This is a genomic window from Bacillus sp. RB3, assembly GCF_030164735.1.
Lineage (GTDB): Bacteria > Bacillota > Bacilli > Bacillales > Bacillaceae_G > Bacillus_A > Bacillus_A cereus.
This window is the reverse complement of record NZ_JASNGE010000002.1, coordinates 183,281-206,446: the sequence shown is the minus strand read 5'-3', so window position 1 is coordinate 206,446 and position 23,166 is coordinate 183,281. Positions and strand designations below refer to the sequence as shown.

The following is a 23,166-nucleotide window of genomic DNA, read 5'->3' as shown; positions in this document are numbered from 1 at the left end:
AATATCCCTGTAATAGTAACAGGACTTTATTGTTTTGGCTATAGTAGATGTATATTAAATGTGACTATTTCTTGTCTATTTCACAAATAAAAAAGAAAATCAAGGAATTTGCTCGATTTTCTTGTTATCATATACTATTTAAAAGTTTCATTATCTAAAATTACAACATAATCATTCGTTAATCGGCCAGCTTCTTTTGTATAACTAACAAGCCTTTGTATATTATCACAGCAAATTTTTGCTCCCCATACGAGTAACGGTACGCCAATAAAATCGATATGGAACCTTCTAGAAAACAGACCACCAAAAGTCATTGGTAAAGGTACGGTTGGTGATGTATTAGAAAAAATAATTTTTTCATGACTTTGATAATGTTTTTGCAAGATTTCTCCTAAATGCTTCATCGCAGGTACAACAACTTTTGATGCGCCACATCCAATCGTATATACAGGATGACCATGTTCATCTATGCCATGAAAAATAATTTTTCCCATATCTTCTGTTTTCAATTTATTAAAGTAATCTACATTCAAAATTTCTTCTTTCGTTAACTTGCGATCCGTTGGTAATTTATTTAAATGATACGCTGCAGCTAGTGAGGTAGTATGTGTTCCACCAAAATCTGTGTAAATGTATATCATATTATCATCCCTTGTTGTAAAAATTCAATGTTAATTAGTATTACCGTTCTTAGCAATGTTAAACAAGGGATGAATGTATTTACGCTTTTTGTGTTAATTCATTATATTTTTTCCAAATATAATAACGTCTACTAATCACAGTGCCTAATGTAATACATAAAAAGGCATTTATTACAACCATTAATGTCTGGTGCGTACTACCCGAAAACATACTTTGTTTAATCATAATTTTTGCTCCTAAAATAACAAGAAGGATTATTGTACTTACCCAATTTCCTTTTCGTAGTACATGACCTGTTTCACTATCTAATCGAAATGTTAAAGCTCTTCCCCGTATAATCCCAAGACATAAGCCAATTCCAAGCATTACAACAAACAGTAGTCCTTGCAGCAAAGTTATTTGTCCCATATGAATAATGGATTGAACTGTTACAAAACACAACAAAGCCGGAATGAGCCAAATACGGTTTATTTTCACTTTTCGTTCTTTACTTTGCATCAAAACAATAATAAGAATAACAAGTAAAATATCCATTTAGAATCCTCCTATAAACTTGTTTATCTTCAAAGATTATATTCTCCTCTTTTCATTCCATACTTGAAATACCATAGCTACTTTCAAGTGTAAGATGGAAAATGTGATTTCTCATCAGCCTTAAGCATTATTTATAAAAATAAAAAGACGTACTTTTTACTCGTACGCCTTTAATAACTCGTTTAAACTCCTATTTATCAACTAATTCCACACCTTTAGAATTAGCTTTACCCAACACTCGAATGTTAAATTTATTAATAGCTTTTAAAAAGATAATATAAATACAATATCCAACAATAGAACCTATAACATTACAGATCACATCATCAATATCAGTAATACGTCCCACTCCACTAAATAAAGACTCAATTAATTGTAGCAATTCAATACTAGCTGATATAGAAAATCCTAATAAAATTGTATTTTTGAATTTCTTATATTTATCCCATAGGATTGGTGCTAAAAATCCTAAAGGCATTAATAATAAAATATTCCCGCCTACATTTCTTACAATTAGACCAATCATAAATAGGGTATCTCCATCATAAGCACTACCAATTTGATTGATGTCTTTAATAATTGATGCAAATGGTATTATATTGACCGAGCGATTCAGATTTTCAATATTAAAAGGAAAACCGATTGGTAAAGGGAATAAAGTTACTGCAACAACCATACAAATGTAGATCACAAATAAAAAACTTATTATTTCTTTCCACCAAATTACATGTTTTGTATTTTTGGTACCAATTAATATTCCACGTACAATTAAATAACAAATAACTCCTAAAATAATAAACACACTACCGTTAATCATATACAAATTGTTAACACATCCTTTCATATGAATTAATAATAAAAATTTACAACTATATAGTAATGTTTTCTAATTTAAAAATCCATATAATTATATATAATTGTACAGAATTACAAAAAACCCTTATTTAATAAATAAAGGGTTCCTCGTTAACTAAAATATTTTTCAAAACAGAAACAATCATGAACCCGTTTAAATTATTTTCGTATCTCTTCTTTTAAATCCATATAATTAAAAAGCTCTTTCTATTTCTGTCATTAATTTTTCAGGTCCTGCCCCTTTATTCGACGTAATAACTAAAGTTATTCCTAATTCTGGATATATAGCCGAGCGAAAACTGACACCTGGATCATATCCCATTACATGATATTTGAATACCTTGTTTTCTCGTGTTTCAATCCATATTCCATAGCCGTAGGACTGTTTATCATTTACTTGAATGTGAGGAGTTAAAAGTAATTTTGTATATTCCTTTCCTAAAATTTCATTATTAAATAGGGCCGCCCAAAATTTCAGCATGTCTGGTGCAGTAACATATGCACCTCCATCAGCTCCTCCTTTTATCGGTATAGAGTAGGCGTTTGTTCTCCAATTTTGGTTGGTTTCGTCCTTTATATATCCTAGAGCTGTATGTCTTGGTAATCTATTTAACGAAAAATAGCCAGAATCATTCATGCCAATCGGATTAAAAATGTTCTTTTCTATATACTCCGTAAATTTAAGTCCCGTCTGTTCTTCTATTATTAATCCAAGTATGATAAAACCTGCATTGTTGTAGTGAAACTTAGTTCCAGGTGCAAACATCATATTACTTTTTTGGAATAATGGTAAAAAGTCTTTTAAACTCTTTAATAGATACATAGGTGTTTGTTTCCAAAGATCTTCGAAGTTATCCATAATACTTTCATCAAAATAATCTGGTATACCAGCGCTATGCGTTAGTAGTTGATGTATTGTAATATCTTCATCGAAGTTTGAAAATTTTATCTCTAGACAATCTTTTAATTTTGTATGAAAAGAAATAAAACCTTTTTCAACAAGTTGACAGATGCCAATTGCAGTGAAAATTTTACATCCTGAGGCAATGCCAAATCTTGTTTGTATCGTATTGTTTATACATTCACTTTGGTTTGCGTAACCCAAAGCTTTTTCATAGACTAAGTCTTTTTCTTTTTTTACTAAAACTACTCCAGAGAAATCTATTTTCTTTTGTATTTCTTTTACAATTTTATCAATTTCATCTTTTGTTTTTATCACGACAACCACCCTTATCTTTCGGTATTGTTCTTTCCCCTTATTGATTTTTCCATATAAAGGGGAAAGAACCCTTTTATTAAATACGATAAATTGTTAATGAGAACACAAAGTTCATTTCGAATTTATCCCGCTATTTGTGGACAGTAAGACCCCCATCTCAAAATTCAGCGAAAGCAAAGAAGTTAAGTAGGGATCGGGCTGCCCGTAAAAGCTCGATTGGTGAGGGCTGATAATCAGTGGGGGGATGCCCCCTGATTAAAGTTTCACTTTATTGATTCAGTAGAATACAACTTAGATTGTGATGGGAATAAAGTAAACACACACAAGACGATAGTAATAAATAACATGATCAATGAACCTACAATAACTACAAGTTGTATAGAAATGAACTGAGTCGCAACACCAGATAATATTGTAACAAAGATTATTACTATCGCAATAACAAGTCCATATATACTCCCGATCCGTCCCATCATATGAACAGGGATATTATTTTGGTAAAATGTATAAAATCCTGTATTTGCATATGCCATTGAAAAAGATAAAATAAAGAATCCAATAGCAGCTATTAAAAATACATTTGAAAAAGCATAAATTAAATAACCAATTGCAATAAATAATGATCCTATTCCAATTAGAAGTGAAGGTGCTAATTTCTTTGACAAAATTGTATTTGTTATGGCACCTAAAATAAATCCTGCACCAGCTATACTAACTAGAAAACCATATTCACTATCTGTTAGTAGTAATACCTCTTTCGCAAACGATAGTTCAAGTGAATCAGTAGCGGTTGCTAATACGAACATACTTTGAAATAAGAAGTACACGCATACGACATACACATGTTTTCTACTAAAATTTATAACAGTGTTCCAATCTTTTTTTAATACTGTAAGAGATAATGTATTACTTGTTGTATCCGAAGCTTCTTTCTTATCAAGATTAGGTAAAAGTAATGTAATGAATCCTGATAAGAGAAATGCTATAGCATTTATATATATAGCAATCTCTGGTGTACTCGCAATTAATAAAACCCCTGCTATCGCTGGACCAATTAAAAATGCACCAGATCCTATTAAACTACGTAATGAGTTGAAACGTTGTCTTTGTTCTACTGGAATTAATTTCGTCATATACGTCATAGCAGTTGGCTCATAAATTGCACTGGCCATACTTATAAAGAATACAAATACATAAACAATCCAAAGTGACGGAAGTAAAGGTAAAATAGCGATAAATAACGCACGATATATATCGAGGTGAATCATTAACTTCCGTTTATTTAAACGATCAATCATACTCCCAGACCAAGCGTTTGTAAATAAAGTGGCTAACGGTTTTATTACATATAAAGCAGCAACAGCTAAGGCTGAGCCACCCATATTATAGACAAGTACATTCAGTGCTATTAAGTAAATCCATGCCCCTAAATTCGCAATACCAACACCGGACAGTAGTAATAAAGGATATTTCCAATCTTTAAGAAAGTTTTTCATTTTTGGCCCCCGCTTTCAAAATTGTTTTAAAACAATAAAAAAATCCCACCCCCAAGACTTTTAATCTTAGGGACGAGATTTATCATCGCGGTGCCACCCTAGTTTGTTAATATGTCACCATATTAACCTTATCAGGTACTGCATTCTAACTCATGCTTATACCATAGCTCTATAACGGGAGCTCCCGTCACACCATCCCCTAATAATAGGTTCCGATGCGCTGCTCAGAGGCTTGGTTCAATAAAGAATTTTTACTCCTTTTCAGCTAAATGGAGCTCTCTGTAAAAAATTCATTTTATTTACTCTTCTCTTCACTGCATTTGATTTTTTCCATATTATCACAATTATTTTTAACTGTAAATAAAAAATAATCAGATATTTAATAACGTGTCTCTATTAATTCATTTATTTATTGTTTTTTCTGAAAATTACGGTGCGTGAAATTACTTACAGCTCTAAAGAAAGAGCCATTTGCATCTAGCTCCTTCCAAATACCTGAATTAATTCGTATTCGCCTCTGTTAACGGTTGTAACGGCGGTTCTAATTCTAGTTCTAGTGTATCTCCTTCATGTAAATCTTGTCCTTTTTCAATACTTTGGCTCGTTACATAACCTGTACCAGAAGTTTTCAAATCTAATTTCAAAAGCTTAGAGAAATACATAACATCACGCATGGACCAACCTTTTACATTTGGCATTTGTGCGTTATTCCCTAATAAAAATATACGATCACCTTCACTCATGACCTCGCCAGACTGTGGATATTGTTTTATTATTTTTCCTTCTCCTAAAATTATTGGCTGTAGCTTCTCTTTTTCTACGCTTTTCTCTGCTGTACCCATCGATTGATTTACATAATTTTGTACTTTTAATTGAGATTGTTTCGCTGCATCAGCTATTTGTTTTTCGGTATACGGTTTCACCTTTAAATATTCAAGGCTGTTTTTTATAACAGGTTTAAATATTTCAGCAAGAGGCTGAGCTCCATACTCATCTCCTTTTAACTTTGGCTGCTTAATAGCTAAGTATACGATTAACTCCGGATCATCAATTGGAGCCATTCCTAAAAAGGAGAAAATGTAATTCTCTTTCCCTTCCATATATCGGCCGTTTTCAGGATTCGGGATTTGTGCTGTTCCTGTCTTACCTCCAATTGGATAACCATCCACTTTATACATTGTACCAGTTCCTTTTGAAGATGTTATAACACGCTCCATTAAGCTTCTAACCTTGTCCGCTGTTTCTTTTTTTATCGGATTCCCAATTTCTTTCGGTTGATTTTCCATAATAACTTCTTTATTTGTTGGATTTACAACTTTATCAACGATATATGGTTGCATCATTTTCCCGTCATTTGCTATAGCAGTAGCCGCTTGGATTAATTGAATCGGAGTTACTGTAGAACCTTGACCGAAAGAAGTTGTAACCTGTTGAATTTGCGTATTTAATAATAAAGTATTTTTACTTTCTCCAGGTAAATCTATTCCTGTTTTTTGATTGAATCCAAATTTATTCATATATTGCTTAAATTTATTTGGTTTCAGTAACTGATCTTCTAAAATAGAAAAAGCTACGTTTGATGATCTTTCAAAACCTTCATCAAATGTAATTGATCCCCATCCAAATCCACCATTATGATCTTTTATATCAGAGGAACCAACGGAATATTTTCCAGATTGAAAATATTCTTTTCCGTTATATACACCTTCATTAATGGCAGCTGCTAACGTAAAAACTTTCATAGTTGAACCTGGTTCATATGCATTTGCAATCGGATCATTTAAAAAGTATTCGATATCACCTACATTAGGATTGTAACTAGGTTTACTAGCCATCGCTAAAACCTTTCCTGTTTTTGGATCAGCAATAATGCCAATTAACATAGAAGGATCATAATGCTCTTGTGCTTTGTTCATCGCTTCTTCTAAAAAGCTATTAATTTGTTTATCAAGCGTTAAATACACATTATTCCCATTTTTAGCAGGTTCTACTTTACCTATATCATTTGTAAGCGGAATCCCCCTTCGTGTACCCACATATTCTATATTCCCGTTTGTCGAGCGCAAATATTTATCCAAACTCTTTTCAAGCCCAAACTTCCCTTCCGTATTCCCTTTATCATCTGGTCTAGCAAAACCCAGTATATAGGATGCAAAGTCTTCATTCGGATACACTCTTGCTTTTTCCGACATAAAAGATACACCTGGTATTTTTAAATCATTAATTTTTTCCTTCTTTTCCCTAGATAAGTTCCGACCAATTTTCCCAATTTCAACTTGCGTACGCCCTTCATGAAAGTTTTTTAATACTTCTTCTTTATCAATTTCAAGCGCATCGGCTAATTGTTGTGCGGTTTCATCTTTATTTTTCACTTTATCTTTTCCTTTTAAATTAACAACAACTCGATATGTTGTAGAATCTTGTACTAACACCTTTCCGGTTTGGTCATAGATAGTACCACGATTCGCTTCTAAAACACCTTTTTTATTATGTTGTTCATCCGCTAGATCCTTTACATTTACATTATGCACGACTCCTACTGCCTGAATATAGACTATACGCAAAATCATAATAAGAAACAAAACAATAAAAGCAATCATCATATATCGAGCGCCTTTATTCGTTTGAAGTTTTTGCATACTTATCTCCTCTCTTTTGGAATGGATTCGTACGAAGATGCGTTTTATAATTTGTAGTTTTTGTTTACGATACTATATGTTTCGAAGTTTTCTTTTTAATTCCTTTAAAACAATACGAAACTAACTATTGTTATTTTTTGTTTTATTTCATTAAAATACGGTGCGTGAAATTTCTGAATATTAACTTCACCAAAACTTGATTGCATAGCACTCTAAACTCTTTTCTTATTTACTATAAAAAGTTCCCCTCTGGATTTCCAAAGGGGAACTTTTTATAAGAAAATTATGCAATATGGTTATATTTTGCTAAGAAAGGAATTCGTCTCGCTACTAATGCATACATTTTGAATACGAATTTCGCTATTGGTTCAAACATACGTGTACTTTGCATTACTAAACCGCTCGTAACAAGTGTTATGAAAGCTGCACCAAGTATATCTAAAGGATAATGAACACCTACATACATACGTGATATACCGACTAACACTGCCCATAATAGCGCGATATATTTCAGTTTTTCTCCTCTAAGAATAAATACGAAGGCGATTGAAAATACAAGTACAGAATGATCACTAACAAATGATGAATCTGCTGCATGTGGTACTAATTGATGTACATCATGTGATACGAACGGACGCGGATGGTAATATACCGCATGTATAAGAACATTTACTACTAATGCAATAATAACCGAAAGCGTCGTATATAAAACTGTATATTGTTTTCTAATTGCATTCTCTTTCTTTCCATTATTAAACCATAAGATAAGCATAAATAAAATGGCTACGTATGCAGCGCTATTTGTAATTGCAACCATTATCGTATCTAATAGTTTGGATGAATCAGCAAAATTATTAAACCACTGAAATACTGTGTAATTCATAATACTCTCTCCCTACTTACAAGTGTTCTTGATTTACACAGTATACAATACCATTATGAAAATGGGCTTAAACTTTTCTCATCTAATTCTCATTTTACTATTACTCATGTGACAATTATAAAACAAATTTTATACGCTATTTATGTATAAAGTTCGTAAACCTTTATAATAAGGCGATTCGTATTTTTTTCATGTTTGGAATACATAACATGTTCATTTAAATATACTAATTGCAAAATCATATTTTTTAATTCATTTGAAGTACAATATTTCCAAATTGTTCTCCATGTTCCATACGGCTTAGTGCTCGAATTGCTTCTTCTAACGAGTAAACTTTATCAATAATTGGTTTAATTTGATGTTTTTCTATAAACTTTATCATCTCATTAAATTCCTCACGGCTACCCATGGATGTTCCCATAATATCAATTTGATTGTAAAATAGCGCGCGTAATGGTAATTCAATTTTATCTCCTGAGCTTGCACCAAAATTCACGATTCTTCCGTTTGGTTTTAATACATCAAAATATTTCAAAAAAGTTGCTGGACCTATACTATCTATTATTAAATCTACTTTTTCACCTTGTAAGCTCTCTTCCCAATTTCCGGCACTATGAAAAGAAATATCTGCACCATATTTTGCAGCAAGTTCCATTTTATTCTCTACCCTTGAAGTAACACTCACTTTTGCGCCAATTGCTTTCGCGAATAACATGGCAAATGTAGCAACACCACCGCCTATTCCCGGAATTAAAACGTGTTCGCCGCGCTTCAATCTACCTTTAGTAAAAAGCGCTCTATATGCAGTTAATGCGGATAAAGATAAAACACCTGATTCTTCCCAAGTAAGATATGACGGCTTTTCTACAACATTTTCAACTGGTACAATTACATATTCAGCAAACGTTCCATCTTTCGGCCCACCTAGCACTTCCGGTAACTCCGGTACTTCAGTAGCATGTTCCCATCCAATACTAGGATTAATAATAACTTCTGTATGTAATATGTTATCAGAAACACCGTTTCCAATTTCCGTAACAATACCTGCACCATCTGATCCTAAGATTAAAGGTAATTGCATTTCTTTTCTATTATTCATAATAAATAAATCCCGATGATTTAAGCCTGCTGATTTTAATTTCACTTTAACTTCCCCATCATTAAGTGCTCTCTCAGGTGATATTTTATATTCTACACCGTCAAACCCAGTTTTATATTGATGTACGATAGCTTTCATTATTATTCCCCCTTAATAATTTTAATGTACTAGAAATTTCGAAATAAACAAAATGATTTGATCGTAAAAAAAGAAGGAATGCAAGAAGCACCCCTTCTTTGAAGGCTTATTTTATTATACATGGTAATGTAATCGTAACGATTGTTCCTTCATTTTCTTTACTCTCTATTTTAATAGCTCCGTTATATTTTTCTACAAGTCGTTTTGCAATAGACAAACCTAGTCCGTTTCCACCTTGTTTTCGACTTCTCGCTTTGTCAACTCGGTAAAACCGATTAAGAACAAATGGTAAATCGGTTTCAGGTATTCCCGTTCCATGATCTATTACACGAATTGTAACTTTCCCTGATTGTAAACTGGATTCTATGCAAATATATTTATTAACCTCTTTTGTATACTTAACTGCATTATCCATTATGATAATAATAATTTGTTCTAAGTAAGATGATGGCATTGAAACATAAGCCTCATCATCCCCGAATTTCATATCAAATTGAAAATCACTTTGAATTACTATAAAGTTTTGTGTAACATGTTTTAATACGCTATTTACATGGACTGGCTCAGCTGCTATTGGATACATTTGTTCAGATTCAGCTCTTGATAGTTCAAGCAATTCTGAAACTAATTTATTTAAACGATCTACTTCCTTTAAACTAGATTGAAGAGATTTATCTAATACTGCTGGATCATTTTTCCCCCATCGGTTTAACATCGCTAAGTGACCATGAATAATTGTTAACGGTGTTCTTAGTTCATGAGATGCGTCTTCGACAAACTGTTTCTGTTGTGCAAAAGAAGTTTCTACTTCATCCATCATCTCGTTAAAGAGAAATGATAATTTTGCAAGCTCATCATTATTTTCTCGTACTGGAACCCGTTCATTTAGTCCATTCTTTTTAATACGTTTCATCGTATCTGTTATATTTTGAACACTTGATAATAGTTTCTTCGTTATAAGAATCCCACCTAAAAAACTAAATATCAATCCAAATATTCCAGCAATAAGCATTACCACTAAAATAACTTTTAATAAATAATCAAATGTCTCTAGGTTTTTCGTAAGTTCAATAGTGCCAGTAAACTCTTTCGTTTTAATTGGTATGCGCTTAACTAATATTCGATCTTCTAAATGCCTTTTTATAAATGACTCATCTTTTATAACCTGTTTCGGCTTTATCCACGTTTCATTAAAATCTCGTGAAACAGTAATAATCGGCCCCCCATCCATGTCAATAATACGAATCATTTGATGCTTATCAATCATATTGTTTAGAAAATCTTTACTGTTTTCAAATGTTTTACTCGAAAGGGTATCATTTTTATCTTGGAAATATGCCGCTATTTCCGTCACTTGCCTATTTATTTGTTTCTGTTCATAATCTATAGTCCACTTATTGATTACAATAAACTGCAAAGCACTATATAAGATGAACAAAATAAATACTAGTGTAGTGGACCAAAGTGTTAGTTTCCACTTTATAGGTAGATTTCGAATTCGAAACATAATATTTTTTATCATTTCATTATATATCCCGCACCACGGACTGTTTGGATATACTCCTCCTTATCTACACTATGTAACTTGTTTCGCAAATAACGAACATATACATCAACGATATTTGTCTCAACAATTGCATCATATCCCCATACTTGGTCCAGTAAAACATCACGAGTAAGTACGCGATTAATATTTTTCATAAACATAAGCAATAACTCGAATTCTTTATTTGTAAGTTCAATTTCTTCATTTCCTTTAGTTATAGTTCGAGATTCAATCTGAAGCTGCAAATCTTTGAATGTAAGAAATGAAACCTGCTTGTTTTCAATATGTTCTTCTCTTCTAAATATCACTCTCATACGTGCTAACAGTTCTTCAATTGCAAATGGTTTCGGAAGATAATCATCCGCTCCACTATCTAAACCTGTCACACGGTCCATAATACTATCACGAGCAGTCAGCATAATAATAGGTGTATTTTTAGTCGCTCTTAGTCGACGACATACCTCTAGTCCATTTAATCCAGGCAGCATTAAATCAAGCAAAATGAGATCGTAATTCTTTTCAAGTGCTGCGCTTAACCCTTTTCTTCCATCTAGTTGTATATCTACTTTATACCCTTCATATTTTAGTTCTAATTCTAGAAAATCTGCTAAACTTTCCTCATCCTCAATAATTAAAATGTGTTGCAACGGTAGTTCCTCCTAGACAATTAAATGAATAAATAATCCTATTCCAAATATAATTACAATGATTTGATGCACTTTTCTATACATCATAAATTTTTCTTTCTTATTTATTTTCTGTAAATAAAACCCAACAACCCCTAGTGCGATTAAGGCTAATAGAGAAAATATGCCACTGTATATGAGTAAAATATGAGGACTCCCTTTTATAAAAAAGTAAACACCATGAGTAATTGCAACAGCTATTATAGCGTATCCAATTAATACATGAAACTTTTTTGCAAATAGATACACTTCTTTAACTTTTTTAAATCCTTGTATATTTTTCTTCTTTAAAAACACCCATATATGGCGTAAAAACCATAATGAAGCAGCGATAATAGCCCCATATTCACCAAAAGAGCCTAATTTTTTATTTAACCATTTTACATTCAAAACATTGCCGTATATAACATTAATAAATAGCATCAATACACTACAAATAATAATAGTAATGCCCATAATTTTAACACACACACGAAAATATTTATTTCTTAATATCTTCTCCATTTTATTTAATCTCCTTACTAATAAAGGCTTTGTAACAAGCAGTCTATCAAATAAAAAAGAAAATAAAATGAGAGAAAGATTAAAATAAAATGAGAATTTCAATATCACTGACAACTATTATTGATTTTTTTCAGCTAACTTTATTATGTTTTGAATAAACGGCGCTTTTGCCTTTGTATATGAAACACGATCAAAAGCATATGTAATAGCAAGCCTCTCTTTTAATTCTCTATATTCTTTACGTGCCCATTTATGGCTTATTAGAAAGTCGCGAAATAAAATATTGTTTCTCCACTCGTCACTATTATAAATATAAACATGCAAATGATGAGTACCTGCTCTCCATTTTCCCTTTCTAAAAAAACGCCAATTGGTTGCATCTTTTGGAACATACTCATATCCAATTTCCGATAGAACTTCAATCCAGTTTTCAGTAATTTGTAAGTCTGTTACGCCAATCATCATATCAATAAGAGGTTTAGCTCCTAATCCTTCTACTGCTGTGCTCCCTATATGTTCAACAGCGATTATTCCTTGTCCTAACAAGGAACAGAATTTCTCTTCTTCTTTTATATACTCTTCAACCCAGTCTTTTTGATACGGTTTAATAACAATTTGTTGGTCCATTGTACTCACCTCTCTATAAGTATTTATCATTATATTTATAAAATTTTATGTTGTTAGCATAGGATTTCCATAAAATATGTCGAATAGTGGAATGTACAACTTAATTATATTAAATGTGAGGTAATCTATGAAAGATAATTCCGTCGAAGTTCAGTTAAATAGTGTAATATTCCAATTAAAAGAACATCATAATTTTGATTGGCTTATTAAATTAGGTACCGTATTTGCAGTTTTTGACCAGCAAGATTCAGGTAATATAAGTTTTGGTGTAGAAAAAGATGGGCATAAGAAATTTATCAAATACGCAGGAGCACAAACAATTGCATATGAAGGAACAACGGGTGATGCTATTGAAAGGCTAAAAAATTCAGTTACTATTTATGAAGATTTAAAGCATGAATCGCTCATAAGATTAATTGATCATTTTCCAGTTCAATCTGGATATGTATTAATTTTCGATTGGTTTGATGGTGAATGTCTTCATTCGCATTGGCGCTTCCCACCTCCTGAGAAATATAAAAATCCAAACTCTCCATTTTATAAATTTAGACATTTACCTGTTATAGAACGAATTCATTCTTTACATTCCATTTTTTCTTTCCATACTTATGTAGAAAAGAAAAATTATGTAGCGATAGATTTTTATGACGGTAGTATTTTATATAATTTTAATACAAACGAAACAAAAATTTGTGATATAGATTTATACAGTAAGAAACCTTACATAAATAAAATGGGCCGGCTATGGGGTTCCTCCCGTTTTATGTCACCAGAGGAATTTGAACTAAACGCTATAATTGATGAAAGAACAAATGTATTTAATATGGGAGCAATGGCTTTCTCACTCTTAGGCGGTGAAAAAGATCGTTCTTTTATAAAATGGGAAGCAAGTAAGGAATTATATAAGGTAGCGTATCGTGCTGTAAATGACAATCGGGCAGAACGGTATGCATCAGTTACAGAATTCTACGAAGCGTGGTTAAAAGCGGCTGATGCAGAAAAGATATAACCCTAAATTATTAAAAGAAATATAGAGTTTATACTATTATCATGTATAGCAAGAATGATTTTATGAGCATTTCATATTAGTGTGTTCTAATTGATTATGGCTATTATTAAGGAAGACATATCAGCGATAATTTATGTCTATTTTGTATGAGTGTTAGCAAGTTCGTTTACAAACTTGCTAACACTTTTTTGTTTAAATATTTCACAACCAAAAGGTGCATACATATGATGATCAACATATAAACCGACTTTCTTAGCACCTAATTTACATAATTCATCGATAAAAGCCTGTGTACCTGCTCGCATATCATCCATTGTTTTCACTTCTACATCAGCCACCCAAACTGTTGCACTCTTGTCACCACAGTTCCAGAAATCACGGGCTTCTACGCGTGCATCATTTTCAGAAACGACAGAATGCATAGTTACCAAAAGAAATCACATGCTGCTTCATAGCTTGTACATAACCTTTATACGATACCTCTGCACCACTTGTATGTAAAACTGATATATCATTAATTAATAGATGATAATGCATTACACCTTTTATTTCTACATCTTTTTCAAGCTCTTTTATGCTACCCGTAACACGTATAACGTGTTTTGTAGTTTCCATACTTCCATCACTTTTCTAATTAACGACCTGTCCACATATCTTGCACAATTCCATTTTTAAATAATTCATATGGGAAATAACAATATCCTTTATCTCCCCAGTCTTCTCCCCAGCTGTTGCGAATAATAACCGTTTGCTTATCATCGTCATATCCAACAGCACAAACAGCATGTCCCGCTGGTTGACCATCTTCAACAATTACATCATCTGTTCCTGATACTGGAACTATACCAGTCTTTTTCACTTCTTCTGACATAAAAGATTTTGGTACAGCAAATCCAAGTACAGCAACTAATCCATGAGCAAGTGCAGCCTTTAATCCCGATAAATCTTGAATACGATGGTAGGTTCCAATTTTATAAAGTGCAGCATCTGATTCAGCCTTTGGTGATGGCTTATCTCTAAAATTCTCGGTATAAGGAAAATCCTCTTCAGGGCATACCCCAATATTTTTAAGAACCCCCATACCATCACGAACATTCGCTCCACTATCTTCCTGAATATGTCCTTCTATTTCTCGTTCATGATAATATAAAAACAAACGAGATAAGCAAGTAAATGGACGACCTGATTGTAATAATAGATATTCTCGTAACCCTGAAACAATCGCATTTGCCGTACAAGAACCTATATTCCATTGATTTACTATACCTGACATTTTAGGACGAAGATCGACTTGCGTTGGCAAATCCGCCTCATTACTAAACAAGTAACTCCGAAACATTTTGTCTCTTAAATCAACAGGGTCTTTTCTTACATTAAGGTACTTTACAATATCTTTGTTACTGGTAAAACTGAAATTTGATTCATTTGAACTCATTGTAAAAATCCATCCTTTCTTAATATCTAGATAATTCATTTCTTCTCTATACTTAACTTAAAAATTAAAAATATACCTATTTAATTTTTATTTCATTTGCATTCAATACATCCGCATGTTTAATTATTTATCTTTTTACTTATCAATTTCTATTTTCAATTTATCTCACAACTACTTGAACTCTATATCTTTTTTTCTTTCTTGTTTGATTCAATTGCTTTTTCCACTCACGTAATTAGTCTTGTAGTGCCCTCATATTTTCCTATCTCCCCCTTCCAAAATAAAAAGGACACCAATTCATTAAAACAACTTGAATTGCTGCTTTAATGAATTGGTGTCCTCTAGTTTTCTAGCCGGACTATATTTATTTCATTATACTTGTCTGTATAAAAAGATTCCTCCAAGCTTTATCTATTCTGTCTTTCTCATATTTTTGTATAACCTTTGTCCGACGAGCAATTGCTTTTTTTAGTTTCTTTTTCTTTAAATTATCCAATCCTCTCACTCCTTCTTATAAAACAGTTTTTTCCATTTTAGGCGTTTTTATTAATTTAATACCTTCTTACATTCAAAAAGCGGCTCAAATGTGAATTGTACCTATATAATTTCAAAAGGATTATTTTATTAGATTTTCAATCAAACTTCATTTCAAAATTCTCAGTTTCAGATGAACCACTAGACGCATACACCATATACTAATTTAAATGCTTCCTAGGAAAGAAGGTGAAAGCTATGCCATCTATTGTCGGAAATATGGTTGTGCAAAATAGTAACGGTTCTTTCAACTTAGGTGATTTTTATAACGTTTCTCCAAAAGAAAATACAAAAGCTTATAATGGTTCAGGTTCATCTAACGTTGCTTTTGTTCTCAATACATTTAACGGTGTTAGTGCAACAAACACATTTGATTCTGATGTTGCAGACCAAAACCAAGTTGGAACAGTCTAAATTTATTCATTTTCCTCTAACTCCTGAATAAAACCCAATATTCCGTTAATAATGTATATACAGTTTCTGATTTCCCTTCATACCCGAAGGCTGAGTAGCTAGTTTTTACTAGCTGCTCTTTTTATGTTTCACACGAATAAAATTCTATATTTCACCGATACTATAAATGGGCTGATACAGCTTGAATTCACATTGACATCTGTAATGTTCTTTTTCCTTTCTCTGAGGACTGAGCGGTTAACCTTCGTTAACTGCTCTTTTGTATTGAGTTGATAATAAATTTTAGGTCGTATTTCTCTTCTATACCATATACTTTTTAAGTATCCAACTCAAAGTGTTACCTCCTATCTGAAAGGGCACTGATGCATGGTGCTCTTTTTTTAGTTTCTTTATTTCTACAAAATGAAATTTTTATAACATTTTTTAGTTCAAATATCCTTTCCATCAATGTACGAACAATATTACTTCTTCTTTAAGCATCTTTATGAACAAAATTTATAACCTTTACTCCACTTGGATTTATATTAAAAGTAATAGTTTCTATGCCATTCGGAGGGTTATGAGCTCCTATATAAGTTTTATATTGAACTGTAACAATAAAATTAAAGTTTTCTTCTGGGAAACGTTCAATTTTTATAATTTTTGTGTCCGTTAAACTATACTGATGATCTGGTCCAAGCTTCCTTCTGATAACTTGACTTGCATATGGTGCTAATAAAGTATTATAAGAATCATAAAACTCTTGATTATCAATATTAAACGCTTTGGTATCTAACGGATTTAAAAATAAAACTACCATAATAATTCCCAAAAACAAACTAACCACTTTTCTTTTCAACATATACTCATCCTTAATTCATTTAGATATCCGTTAAGCTCCCCAGCATAAAAGATGACTATTCTTCATCCTTATCTAACTTCTTTTTATTCAAATAACGTTTTTGTTAAAATTTTACTTAAACCTTATTCGTTCATGGTATAATCTGGATTATTTATTTTTCCAAGAAAGGCTAAAGTAATGAGAAAATAATTCGGTTTCATTTCAAATTTGTTAACTATTATCGTATTTTTTACCTTTTATAGTGATAGTAATTTAATTTATTTAATATTTGTATCACTGGTTTTAATTATTTTCGCTCCAAAAGGTACATCAAAAAAAAGTCGTTATAACTAGTATAATAATTTCGTGTATTTTTTACCCTCTCATATTCGGCCTGCTTTTTATAATTGGTTGAGGATTGGCAGAATCAAAACTAAACTAATCCCTTTTTCTCAAATAACGATTTTGTTAAGTTATACCCCATCCATTTTTCACACGTCTTTCCGCTAAACACATTTGTCTAGAAAACCCTATATTATTAAAAATGGTTATCGACTCTCAACTTGAAATTTTTCACTTTTGATAATGCAACCACCTACAACGGAAATATACCTTTTTCAAAGGAGGCATCTAATGTATATATCAAATAGGAGTGGCTTATTTAGTTGGATTGCAACTTGCCTATACTTTTTAATTGAACCTTTCTTTATTTTCACTTCTACAGCATCTTATAACTATTTGCATCATGCAATGAGTGATCTAGGTGTAACAACCTGTGGAGAATTCACCTACGAAATAGCTCCTTATGAAATATGCTCCCCTAATCACTTTTGGATGAATTTACTCTTTATTCTTAATGGAATAACATTTTGTATTGGAGTACTATATATTTCACAACATCTAGAAAAAACAAAAATTAATAAAATAGCAACATTTTTTATAATTATAATAGGAGTTTCCACTATAGTCTCAGGATTAATTCCTGCAGATGTAAACCTAATTGGACATTCTATTCTAGTTTGGATAGGTATGCTTACTGTATTTCCAGGACTATTTATTTTTGCAAAGAATCTTAAAAAAACTAGAAAATGGACATATTTCTGCTTACTAAACTTAATAGTAATAACAATCATTATCTCACTTGTTTTTCTTTTCCCCTTACCTGCAGGTCTACTACAAAGACTTTTTTACTTGGTTCTTTTCGTTTGGGGAACTGTATCAACCTACAAATTAATAAAATAAAGATTTCATTAAAACTTTTCACCTTTTAACTGGACAAGCATATAGTATTGTATGGAGATATCCACTCATAGAAATCTACCTTTCTTGTCCAAGAGCATGCTTATATGCGTGCTCTTTTTGATTGCATTTAAAGATTTCACATTCATTAGAAATGTACATACAATAATCATGATCATTTCATTATTAATCTTTTGGTATCCTTATCGATAACACATCTTGGTCATGGAGCATCTTAAAAAGCGCTCTTTATATTTGTTAATAAATAACCATTTTGTTCAAACATACACACGGTATATATTAGTTAAGCATATATTTACATAGACAAGACATAACTTTTTTAAACATGCACAATTTTTGTGCATGTTTTTTTATTTAACAAAATAACGATTTTACTATGTTTCCAAACTTACAGTAATGTCCTTAAAAAACATTCATATATATTTATCAGATGCACTTTTAAATCCCAGAGTATCAAATGCTTTTAAAAGTTAACTGACCAACAATATTCAACTTCTCTTTAAAAATAACTTAGATACAAAAAAGCTACGTTTTATATAGGATAAAAAATTATCTTACGCAAAGGAGCTTGATTATTTGTGAATTACCAAAATGATAATAACCCTAACATTCACAAACCTTGCACTTGTCCATCCCCCACGGCTAACAGTTTAAATGTTGTTCAAACTACCCCATCAATAGTCTCGGTAAATTCTGCGATTCCACTAGATACCGTGGTAAATTCTAATGGTACGGCAATCTCATTCACACCACCAACAACTGTTTTACTTGAAGGTGGAAGAACCTATTTGGCAATCTATGAAGTGCAAGTTATCATTCAACCAGGAGGTAATTCGGCAGGTATCACTATGTATCTTAATAATAATCCAATCATTGGCTCTGGTACTTCTCTGGGATATACTGCAGGATTCACTTCTGTATCAGCACCCGCTATTTTCACTACACCTTTAGGTATAACAAGTACTCTTACTGTTAATGTAGGACCATATTCTAATACATTAAATACATTGGGCTTAACTCTTGCTGTTGTAGCATTAACATAATAAAATGTAAAACTCTCTAAAATGATTTTATTTATCCCTTAACTGTCTATTGGGCTAGCCTCTAAGAACTCCACATAACTACATATAGAAAAAGAACATTATTTGGTTCCATAGTACTAGGTGACTCGGCTAGCACAATTGCTGAGTCACCTATTTATCTATAATAAAATAAAGCTTTTGTTTAATTTATTACTTGTTCTTTTTTATGCATTAGTCTATTACAATCCATTTTCATGTTATAATTACCAACAGTACATATTTTAATAGGCACAACAAATTCCTATTATTTCTAAATGGATTAACAAATAAAAATACGTGTAGAAGAATTCAGAGTTTTACTGAATTTTTTATGGATCTTTCAAAATCTTTTAAATCTTCCTTCATTCCTTCTTTTTAATAAACTTCAAATTTTATTACAATAACGCTTTTTTAAAATACAATCGCTTGCCTATAAACTTTGTAACCTTCATTTTCTTTCCTATGATTACAACATCCTCCTAACAACCAAGTATTGATTATATATCCCATATGAACACCTCTATTTTATTGGCATATACTTTGAAGGAAAAAACATTTCACATTAAACATATACCTACAAACTCAGTTGCTAATAATTTGCCAAAAATTACTTAATATTCATTTTTTAAAAGGAGGTATTTATGAGATATAATCGAAAATCAAATTCCAAAAATTCGTGTGATAAATTTCAGCAACCCTGCTTTATTTCTATATCCCCTTGTGATCAAAGTAATTGCTGTACACCTGTTTTTTTCTCGAATTCTCAACAACAAGAATTATTACAAATAATAAATCAATTAAATCAAGCCATCCTTTCTTTTTTCACAACACCAAATCCAACAACTATACAAATACTCCAATCAGCATTACAGGCATTAAATGATTTATTAATAACAGTACAACCAAATACACCAAATAGAAATTTAGTTATAAGAACTATAAATCAATTAATTAATTCCTTACCTACTGCATCCCTCACTCAAATCTCAGCATTATTCCAATTTCTATTCCAAAGCTTGTCTTCACTTATAAGTTGTTCAAATATATCGGACCCCTTATTACAGCAAACATTCAATTTAATTCTACAAGGAATCTTAAATAGTTCGCTATTAAGTAACATCGGAACACCGGGGCCGACTGGAGCCACTGGACCTAGAGGATTTCCTGGACCTAGAGGCGCTCAGGGTTCTCAAGGTGTGCAAGGAATTCAGGGGCCGGAAGGACCAGAAGGACCTCAAGGTGTACCAGGGATTCAGGGACCAGAAGGGCCTCAAGGGCCTCAAGGACCTCAAGGTGTAGAAGGAATTCAGGGGCCGGAAGGACCAGAAGGACCTCAAGGACCTCAAGGCGTACAAGGAATTCAAGGACCACCAGGACCACCGGGGCCGACTGGTTCAGGGACCGGAATGGGAATTCCTGGACCACCGGGACCTACTGGGCCTCAGGGTATCCAAGGGATTCAAGGACCGGAAGGACCGGAAGGGCCCACTGGCCCTCAGGGTGTACAAGGAATTCAAGGGCCGGAAGGACCAGAAGGAGCCACTGGACTTCAGGGTGTGCCAGGAATTCAAGGGCCGGAAGGACCACCGGGACCTACTGGACCTCAAGGTGTGCAAGGGATTCAAGGACCTGAAGGACCACCAGGACCTACTGGAGATTGTGATTGTCCACCGGGACCTACTGGACCGACCGGACCGACCGGGCCAACCGGACCTGCATGTAATTTCCTAGTATATGCTACAAATGCAGGACTCATAGATGACCCTACAAATGATACAGTATCTGTAATTAACACCGGAACAAATATAGTAGTTGATACAATTACTGTAGGTAATGCACCACTTGAAGTAACAGTTTCACCAAATGGAGCTCGTGCTTATGTTACTAATATTTTTTCTAATACCGTTTCCGTTATTGATACTGCTACGAATACTGTTATCGCTACCATTCCTGTTGGAACTAATCCAATAGGTGTAGCTGTTTCTCCAAATAACACAACTGTTTATGTTGGAAATCATGGTAATAATACGGTTTCTATCATTAATGCGGCAACAAACACAGTTATTAATACTATTCCTGTTGGCATCGCTCCACAAGGGATTACTGTTTCCCCAAATGGTGCCTTTGCATATGTTGCAAACGAATTAAGCAACACAATTTCTGTCATTAATACTGCTACCAACACAGTTATTGCTACCATCCCTGTTGGCATTCGTCCTAGAATAATCGTGTTTACACTAGATGGTACTCGTGCGTATGTCACGAATCAAAACAGCAATACAGTTTCTGTTATTAACACCGCTACCAATGCAGTTATTAATACAATTAACGTAGGTACCGAACCTGTTGGTATAGATATTACACCGGGTGGAAACCTTATTTACGTTGTAAATAAGGTTAGCAATAATGTATCGGTAATAAATGTTGCGACAAATACTGTGATTGATACAATTTCTGTTGGTTTATCCCCTGATCAAGTAACCATCATACCTGATGGCACTCGTGCATATGTTACAAATCAAGCTAGTAATACTGTTTCCGTTATTGATATTGCTACGAATACTGTTATCACTAATGTCCCAGTAGGTGTCGCTCCAACCGGAATAGCTACTGGAACTATTTGTGAATAAAATAAAGAAGTGAAAGCCACAGATAGTTTTTATTAACATTGATAGTATGTGATATTCTTTCTTTAACTACGTTCAAACAACCAGGATAAACCTTTATATTCTGTTAATATTCTTTTCTGTTTTGTCTTACAGAACCTGCAGAGCAGCTAGCTGTTGTTAGCTGCTCTCTTTCTATAAAACCCAAATCACATACCAATTAATTTACTAACATTGAATTTTTTAGAATTTAATAATAATATTTACCTATAAAACCATTACCCTTATACAAAGAGCTATGAGCCTTTCCACTCATGACTCTTTTTTTACGATTTTCACTTCACATCTACGCGATTTTGACTAGCTTCTCGACTAAATCCGTCTGGGTATCTTTCTAAAAATAATCATTTTATCTTTTCAGTAAACTTAGTATCTACACAATCAACCTTACCCTTTATCTAAACCGCAACTTGCTCACCAAATCCGCTCATTGGTGGATTGACTACTGTTACATTTTCGTCCTAAACTATTAAAAGTTTGTTGCTACTAACATCAATTTCTACTTTGTTCATATGTCCATCTACCTTTTACTACCACATGTACTCAACAACATCAGTTTTAAAAGCCACTTCCCAAATAAACTCTTACTGGAATTACTACACGACCTAGCTCGTCCACTTTTCTTGAAACACCTGTTTTTTCATACCTTACTTTCCTTTAGTATTTTTATATTTATTTAGAATCTCATGTAAACGTTTCTTATTACCAATCAGTTCTGCTTATCAAGATTTAGATTTAATTAATTGTAATAAATCAGGTGGGTGGTTATGCAGAAATGCTTTCAGGGAAAAGTTTTATAAGGAAATAAAAAATGCAGAAGTGAAAAAAATTAAAATTCGTAATTTAAGACATCCACACGCAACTATACTATTGAAACAAGGAGTTAATCCTAAAATTATCAGTGAGAGATTAGGTCATACAGACATTTCATTAACTCTTAGGATTTATTCTCATGTTTTACCGAACATGCAGGAAGAAGGAGTAAAAAATTTTAGTAAAAGTATCTTTGGATAGCTAACGTTTGAAAAATGTTTGCATTTTATAACAAAAAGCCAAACTAATCTTGTATTAACAAGGTTTATTCACCTTAACATATGTT

The 23,166-nt window shown here is 32.6% G+C and carries 20 protein-coding genes, 4 pseudogenes and 1 other annotated feature; of the genes and pseudogenes, 6 read left to right on the top strand and 18 right to left on the bottom strand.

The features are described from left to right. Positions 1–134: 134 nt before the first annotated feature. From QO049_RS03910 to QO049_RS03855, 13 genes and pseudogenes are all read right to left on the bottom strand, one after another. Positions 135–641 (bottom strand): DUF3189 family protein, encoded by a 507-nt coding sequence (locus QO049_RS03910; protein ID WP_000639421.1) that lies wholly within the window; start codon positions 639–641, stop codon positions 135–137. A 79-nt stretch (positions 642–720) separates the two neighbouring features. Then, positions 721–1,176 carry a CcdC protein domain-containing protein gene (locus tag QO049_RS03905; RefSeq protein WP_246963009.1) on the bottom strand — a complete coding sequence of 152 codons (456 nt, stop codon included), beginning with the start codon at positions 1,174–1,176 and terminating at the stop codon, positions 721–723. A gap of 190 nt (positions 1,177–1,366) precedes the next feature. Next, positions 1,367–1,999: a VanZ family protein gene (locus QO049_RS03900; protein ID WP_000281849.1), complete on the bottom strand. Its 633-nt coding sequence runs from the start codon at positions 1,997–1,999 to the stop codon at positions 1,367–1,369. 143 nt (positions 2,000–2,142) lie between these two features. Beyond that, positions 2,143–2,211, bottom strand: a pseudogene (locus QO049_RS30695) (GNAT family N-acetyltransferase); the annotation flags it as partial. A gap of 13 nt (positions 2,212–2,224) precedes the next feature. Further along, complete coding sequence (locus QO049_RS03895) at positions 2,225–3,250, bottom strand: serine hydrolase domain-containing protein (RefSeq protein WP_246963007.1); 1,026 nt, start codon at positions 3,248–3,250, stop codon at positions 2,225–2,227. A gap of 263 nt (positions 3,251–3,513) precedes the next feature. Next, positions 3,514–4,746, bottom strand: coding sequence for an MFS transporter (locus QO049_RS03890; RefSeq protein WP_246963005.1), 1,233 nt, complete (start codon positions 4,744–4,746; stop codon positions 3,514–3,516). A 65-nt stretch (positions 4,747–4,811) separates the two neighbouring features. Further along, positions 4,812–5,070 (bottom strand) — a binding site (T-box leader). A 176-nt stretch (positions 5,071–5,246) separates the two neighbouring features. Then, a complete protein-coding gene (locus tag QO049_RS03885) occupies positions 5,247–7,385 on the bottom strand; it encodes a penicillin-binding protein (RefSeq protein ID WP_202340268.1) in 2,139 nt (712 codons plus the stop codon). Between the two features lie 283 nt (positions 7,386–7,668). Beyond that, complete coding sequence (locus QO049_RS03880; RefSeq protein ID WP_001110118.1) at positions 7,669–8,268, bottom strand: undecaprenyl-diphosphatase; 600 nt, start codon at positions 8,266–8,268, stop codon at positions 7,669–7,671. 247 nt (positions 8,269–8,515) lie between these two features. Beyond that, positions 8,516–9,505: a zinc-binding dehydrogenase gene (locus QO049_RS03875; RefSeq protein WP_000644550.1), complete on the bottom strand. Its 990-nt coding sequence runs from the start codon at positions 9,503–9,505 to the stop codon at positions 8,516–8,518. Between the two features lie 106 nt (positions 9,506–9,611). Then, the gene (locus QO049_RS03870) at positions 9,612–11,027 is read right to left on the bottom strand and encodes a HAMP domain-containing sensor histidine kinase (RefSeq protein WP_246963002.1); all 1,416 of its coding nucleotides are present in this window, start codon (positions 11,025–11,027) and stop codon (positions 9,612–9,614) included. Continuing rightward, complete coding sequence (locus QO049_RS03865) at positions 11,024–11,698, bottom strand: response regulator transcription factor (protein WP_001163828.1); 675 nt, start codon at positions 11,696–11,698, stop codon at positions 11,024–11,026. The genes QO049_RS03870 and QO049_RS03865 overlap by 4 nt, the downstream gene beginning before the upstream one ends. A 12-nt stretch (positions 11,699–11,710) precedes the next feature. Then, positions 11,711–12,241, bottom strand: a complete 531-nt coding sequence (locus QO049_RS03860; RefSeq protein ID WP_000411453.1) for a hypothetical protein — start codon at positions 12,239–12,241, stop codon at positions 11,711–11,713. Positions 12,242–12,358: 117 nt separating this feature from the next. Continuing rightward, entirely contained in the window at positions 12,359–12,868 is a 510-nt protein-coding gene (locus QO049_RS03855; RefSeq protein WP_016110075.1) for a GrpB family protein, read from the bottom strand. Between the two features lie 127 nt (positions 12,869–12,995). Between QO049_RS03855 and QO049_RS03850 the strand changes: the two genes are divergently transcribed. Beyond that, a complete protein-coding gene (locus QO049_RS03850; protein WP_284489172.1) occupies positions 12,996–13,877 on the top strand; it encodes a protein kinase domain-containing protein in 882 nt (293 codons plus the stop codon). A 206-nt stretch (positions 13,878–14,083) separates the two neighbouring features. On the opposite strand, the pseudogene QO049_RS03845 reads toward QO049_RS03850, so the two are convergent. The 3 genes and pseudogenes from QO049_RS03845 to QO049_RS03835 form a co-directional block, all read right to left on the bottom strand. Beyond that, positions 14,084–14,351 (bottom strand): annotated as a pseudogene (locus QO049_RS03845) (glycoside hydrolase family 25 domain-containing protein); the annotation flags it as partial. 160 nt (positions 14,352–14,511) lie between these two features. Further along, entirely contained in the window at positions 14,512–15,312 is an 801-nt protein-coding gene (locus QO049_RS03840) for a C1 family peptidase (protein WP_000097509.1), read from the bottom strand. A 364-nt stretch (positions 15,313–15,676) separates the two neighbouring features. After that, entirely contained in the window at positions 15,677–15,808 is a 132-nt protein-coding gene (locus QO049_RS03835) for a DUF3983 domain-containing protein (RefSeq protein WP_000369348.1), read from the bottom strand. A 236-nt stretch (positions 15,809–16,044) separates the two neighbouring features. Between QO049_RS03835 and QO049_RS03830 the strand changes: the two genes are divergently transcribed. Beyond that, the gene (locus QO049_RS03830) at positions 16,045–16,260 is read left to right on the top strand and encodes a spore germination protein (protein WP_001139345.1); all 216 of its coding nucleotides are present in this window, start codon (positions 16,045–16,047) and stop codon (positions 16,258–16,260) included. A 472-nt stretch (positions 16,261–16,732) separates the two neighbouring features. On the opposite strand, the gene QO049_RS03825 is transcribed toward QO049_RS03830, so the two are convergent. Then, on the bottom strand, positions 16,733–17,101 hold the full coding sequence (locus QO049_RS03825) for a DUF3888 domain-containing protein (RefSeq protein WP_089171139.1): 369 nt from the start codon (positions 17,099–17,101) through the stop codon (positions 16,733–16,735). A gap of 612 nt (positions 17,102–17,713) precedes the next feature. Here QO049_RS03825 and QO049_RS03820 point away from each other — a divergent pair. The 3 genes from QO049_RS03820 to QO049_RS03810 all read left to right on the top strand — a co-directional run bounded on the left by QO049_RS03820 (position 17,714) and on the right by QO049_RS03810 (position 22,031). Further along, positions 17,714–18,322 (top strand): DUF998 domain-containing protein, encoded by a 609-nt coding sequence (locus tag QO049_RS03820; RefSeq protein WP_246962998.1) that lies wholly within the window; start codon positions 17,714–17,716, stop codon positions 18,320–18,322. Between the two features lie 596 nt (positions 18,323–18,918). Beyond that, positions 18,919–19,383 carry a hypothetical protein gene (locus tag QO049_RS03815; protein ID WP_001109240.1) on the top strand — a complete coding sequence of 155 codons (465 nt, stop codon included), beginning with the start codon at positions 18,919–18,921 and terminating at the stop codon, positions 19,381–19,383. A 659-nt stretch (positions 19,384–20,042) separates the two neighbouring features. Continuing rightward, positions 20,043–22,031 carry a YVTN family beta-propeller repeat protein gene (locus tag QO049_RS03810; RefSeq protein WP_246962996.1) on the top strand — a complete coding sequence of 663 codons (1,989 nt, stop codon included), beginning with the start codon at positions 20,043–20,045 and terminating at the stop codon, positions 22,029–22,031. Positions 22,032–22,465: 434 nt separating this feature from the next. Here the strand turns inward: QO049_RS03810 and QO049_RS03805 are convergent. Beyond that, positions 22,466–22,579: pseudogene (locus QO049_RS03805) on the bottom strand (DUF3954 domain-containing protein). Between the two features lie 196 nt (positions 22,580–22,775). Here QO049_RS03805 and QO049_RS03800 point away from each other — a divergent pair. After that, positions 22,776–23,081, top strand: a pseudogene (locus tag QO049_RS03800) (tyrosine-type recombinase/integrase); the annotation flags it as partial. Positions 23,082–23,166: the final 85 nt, after the last annotated feature.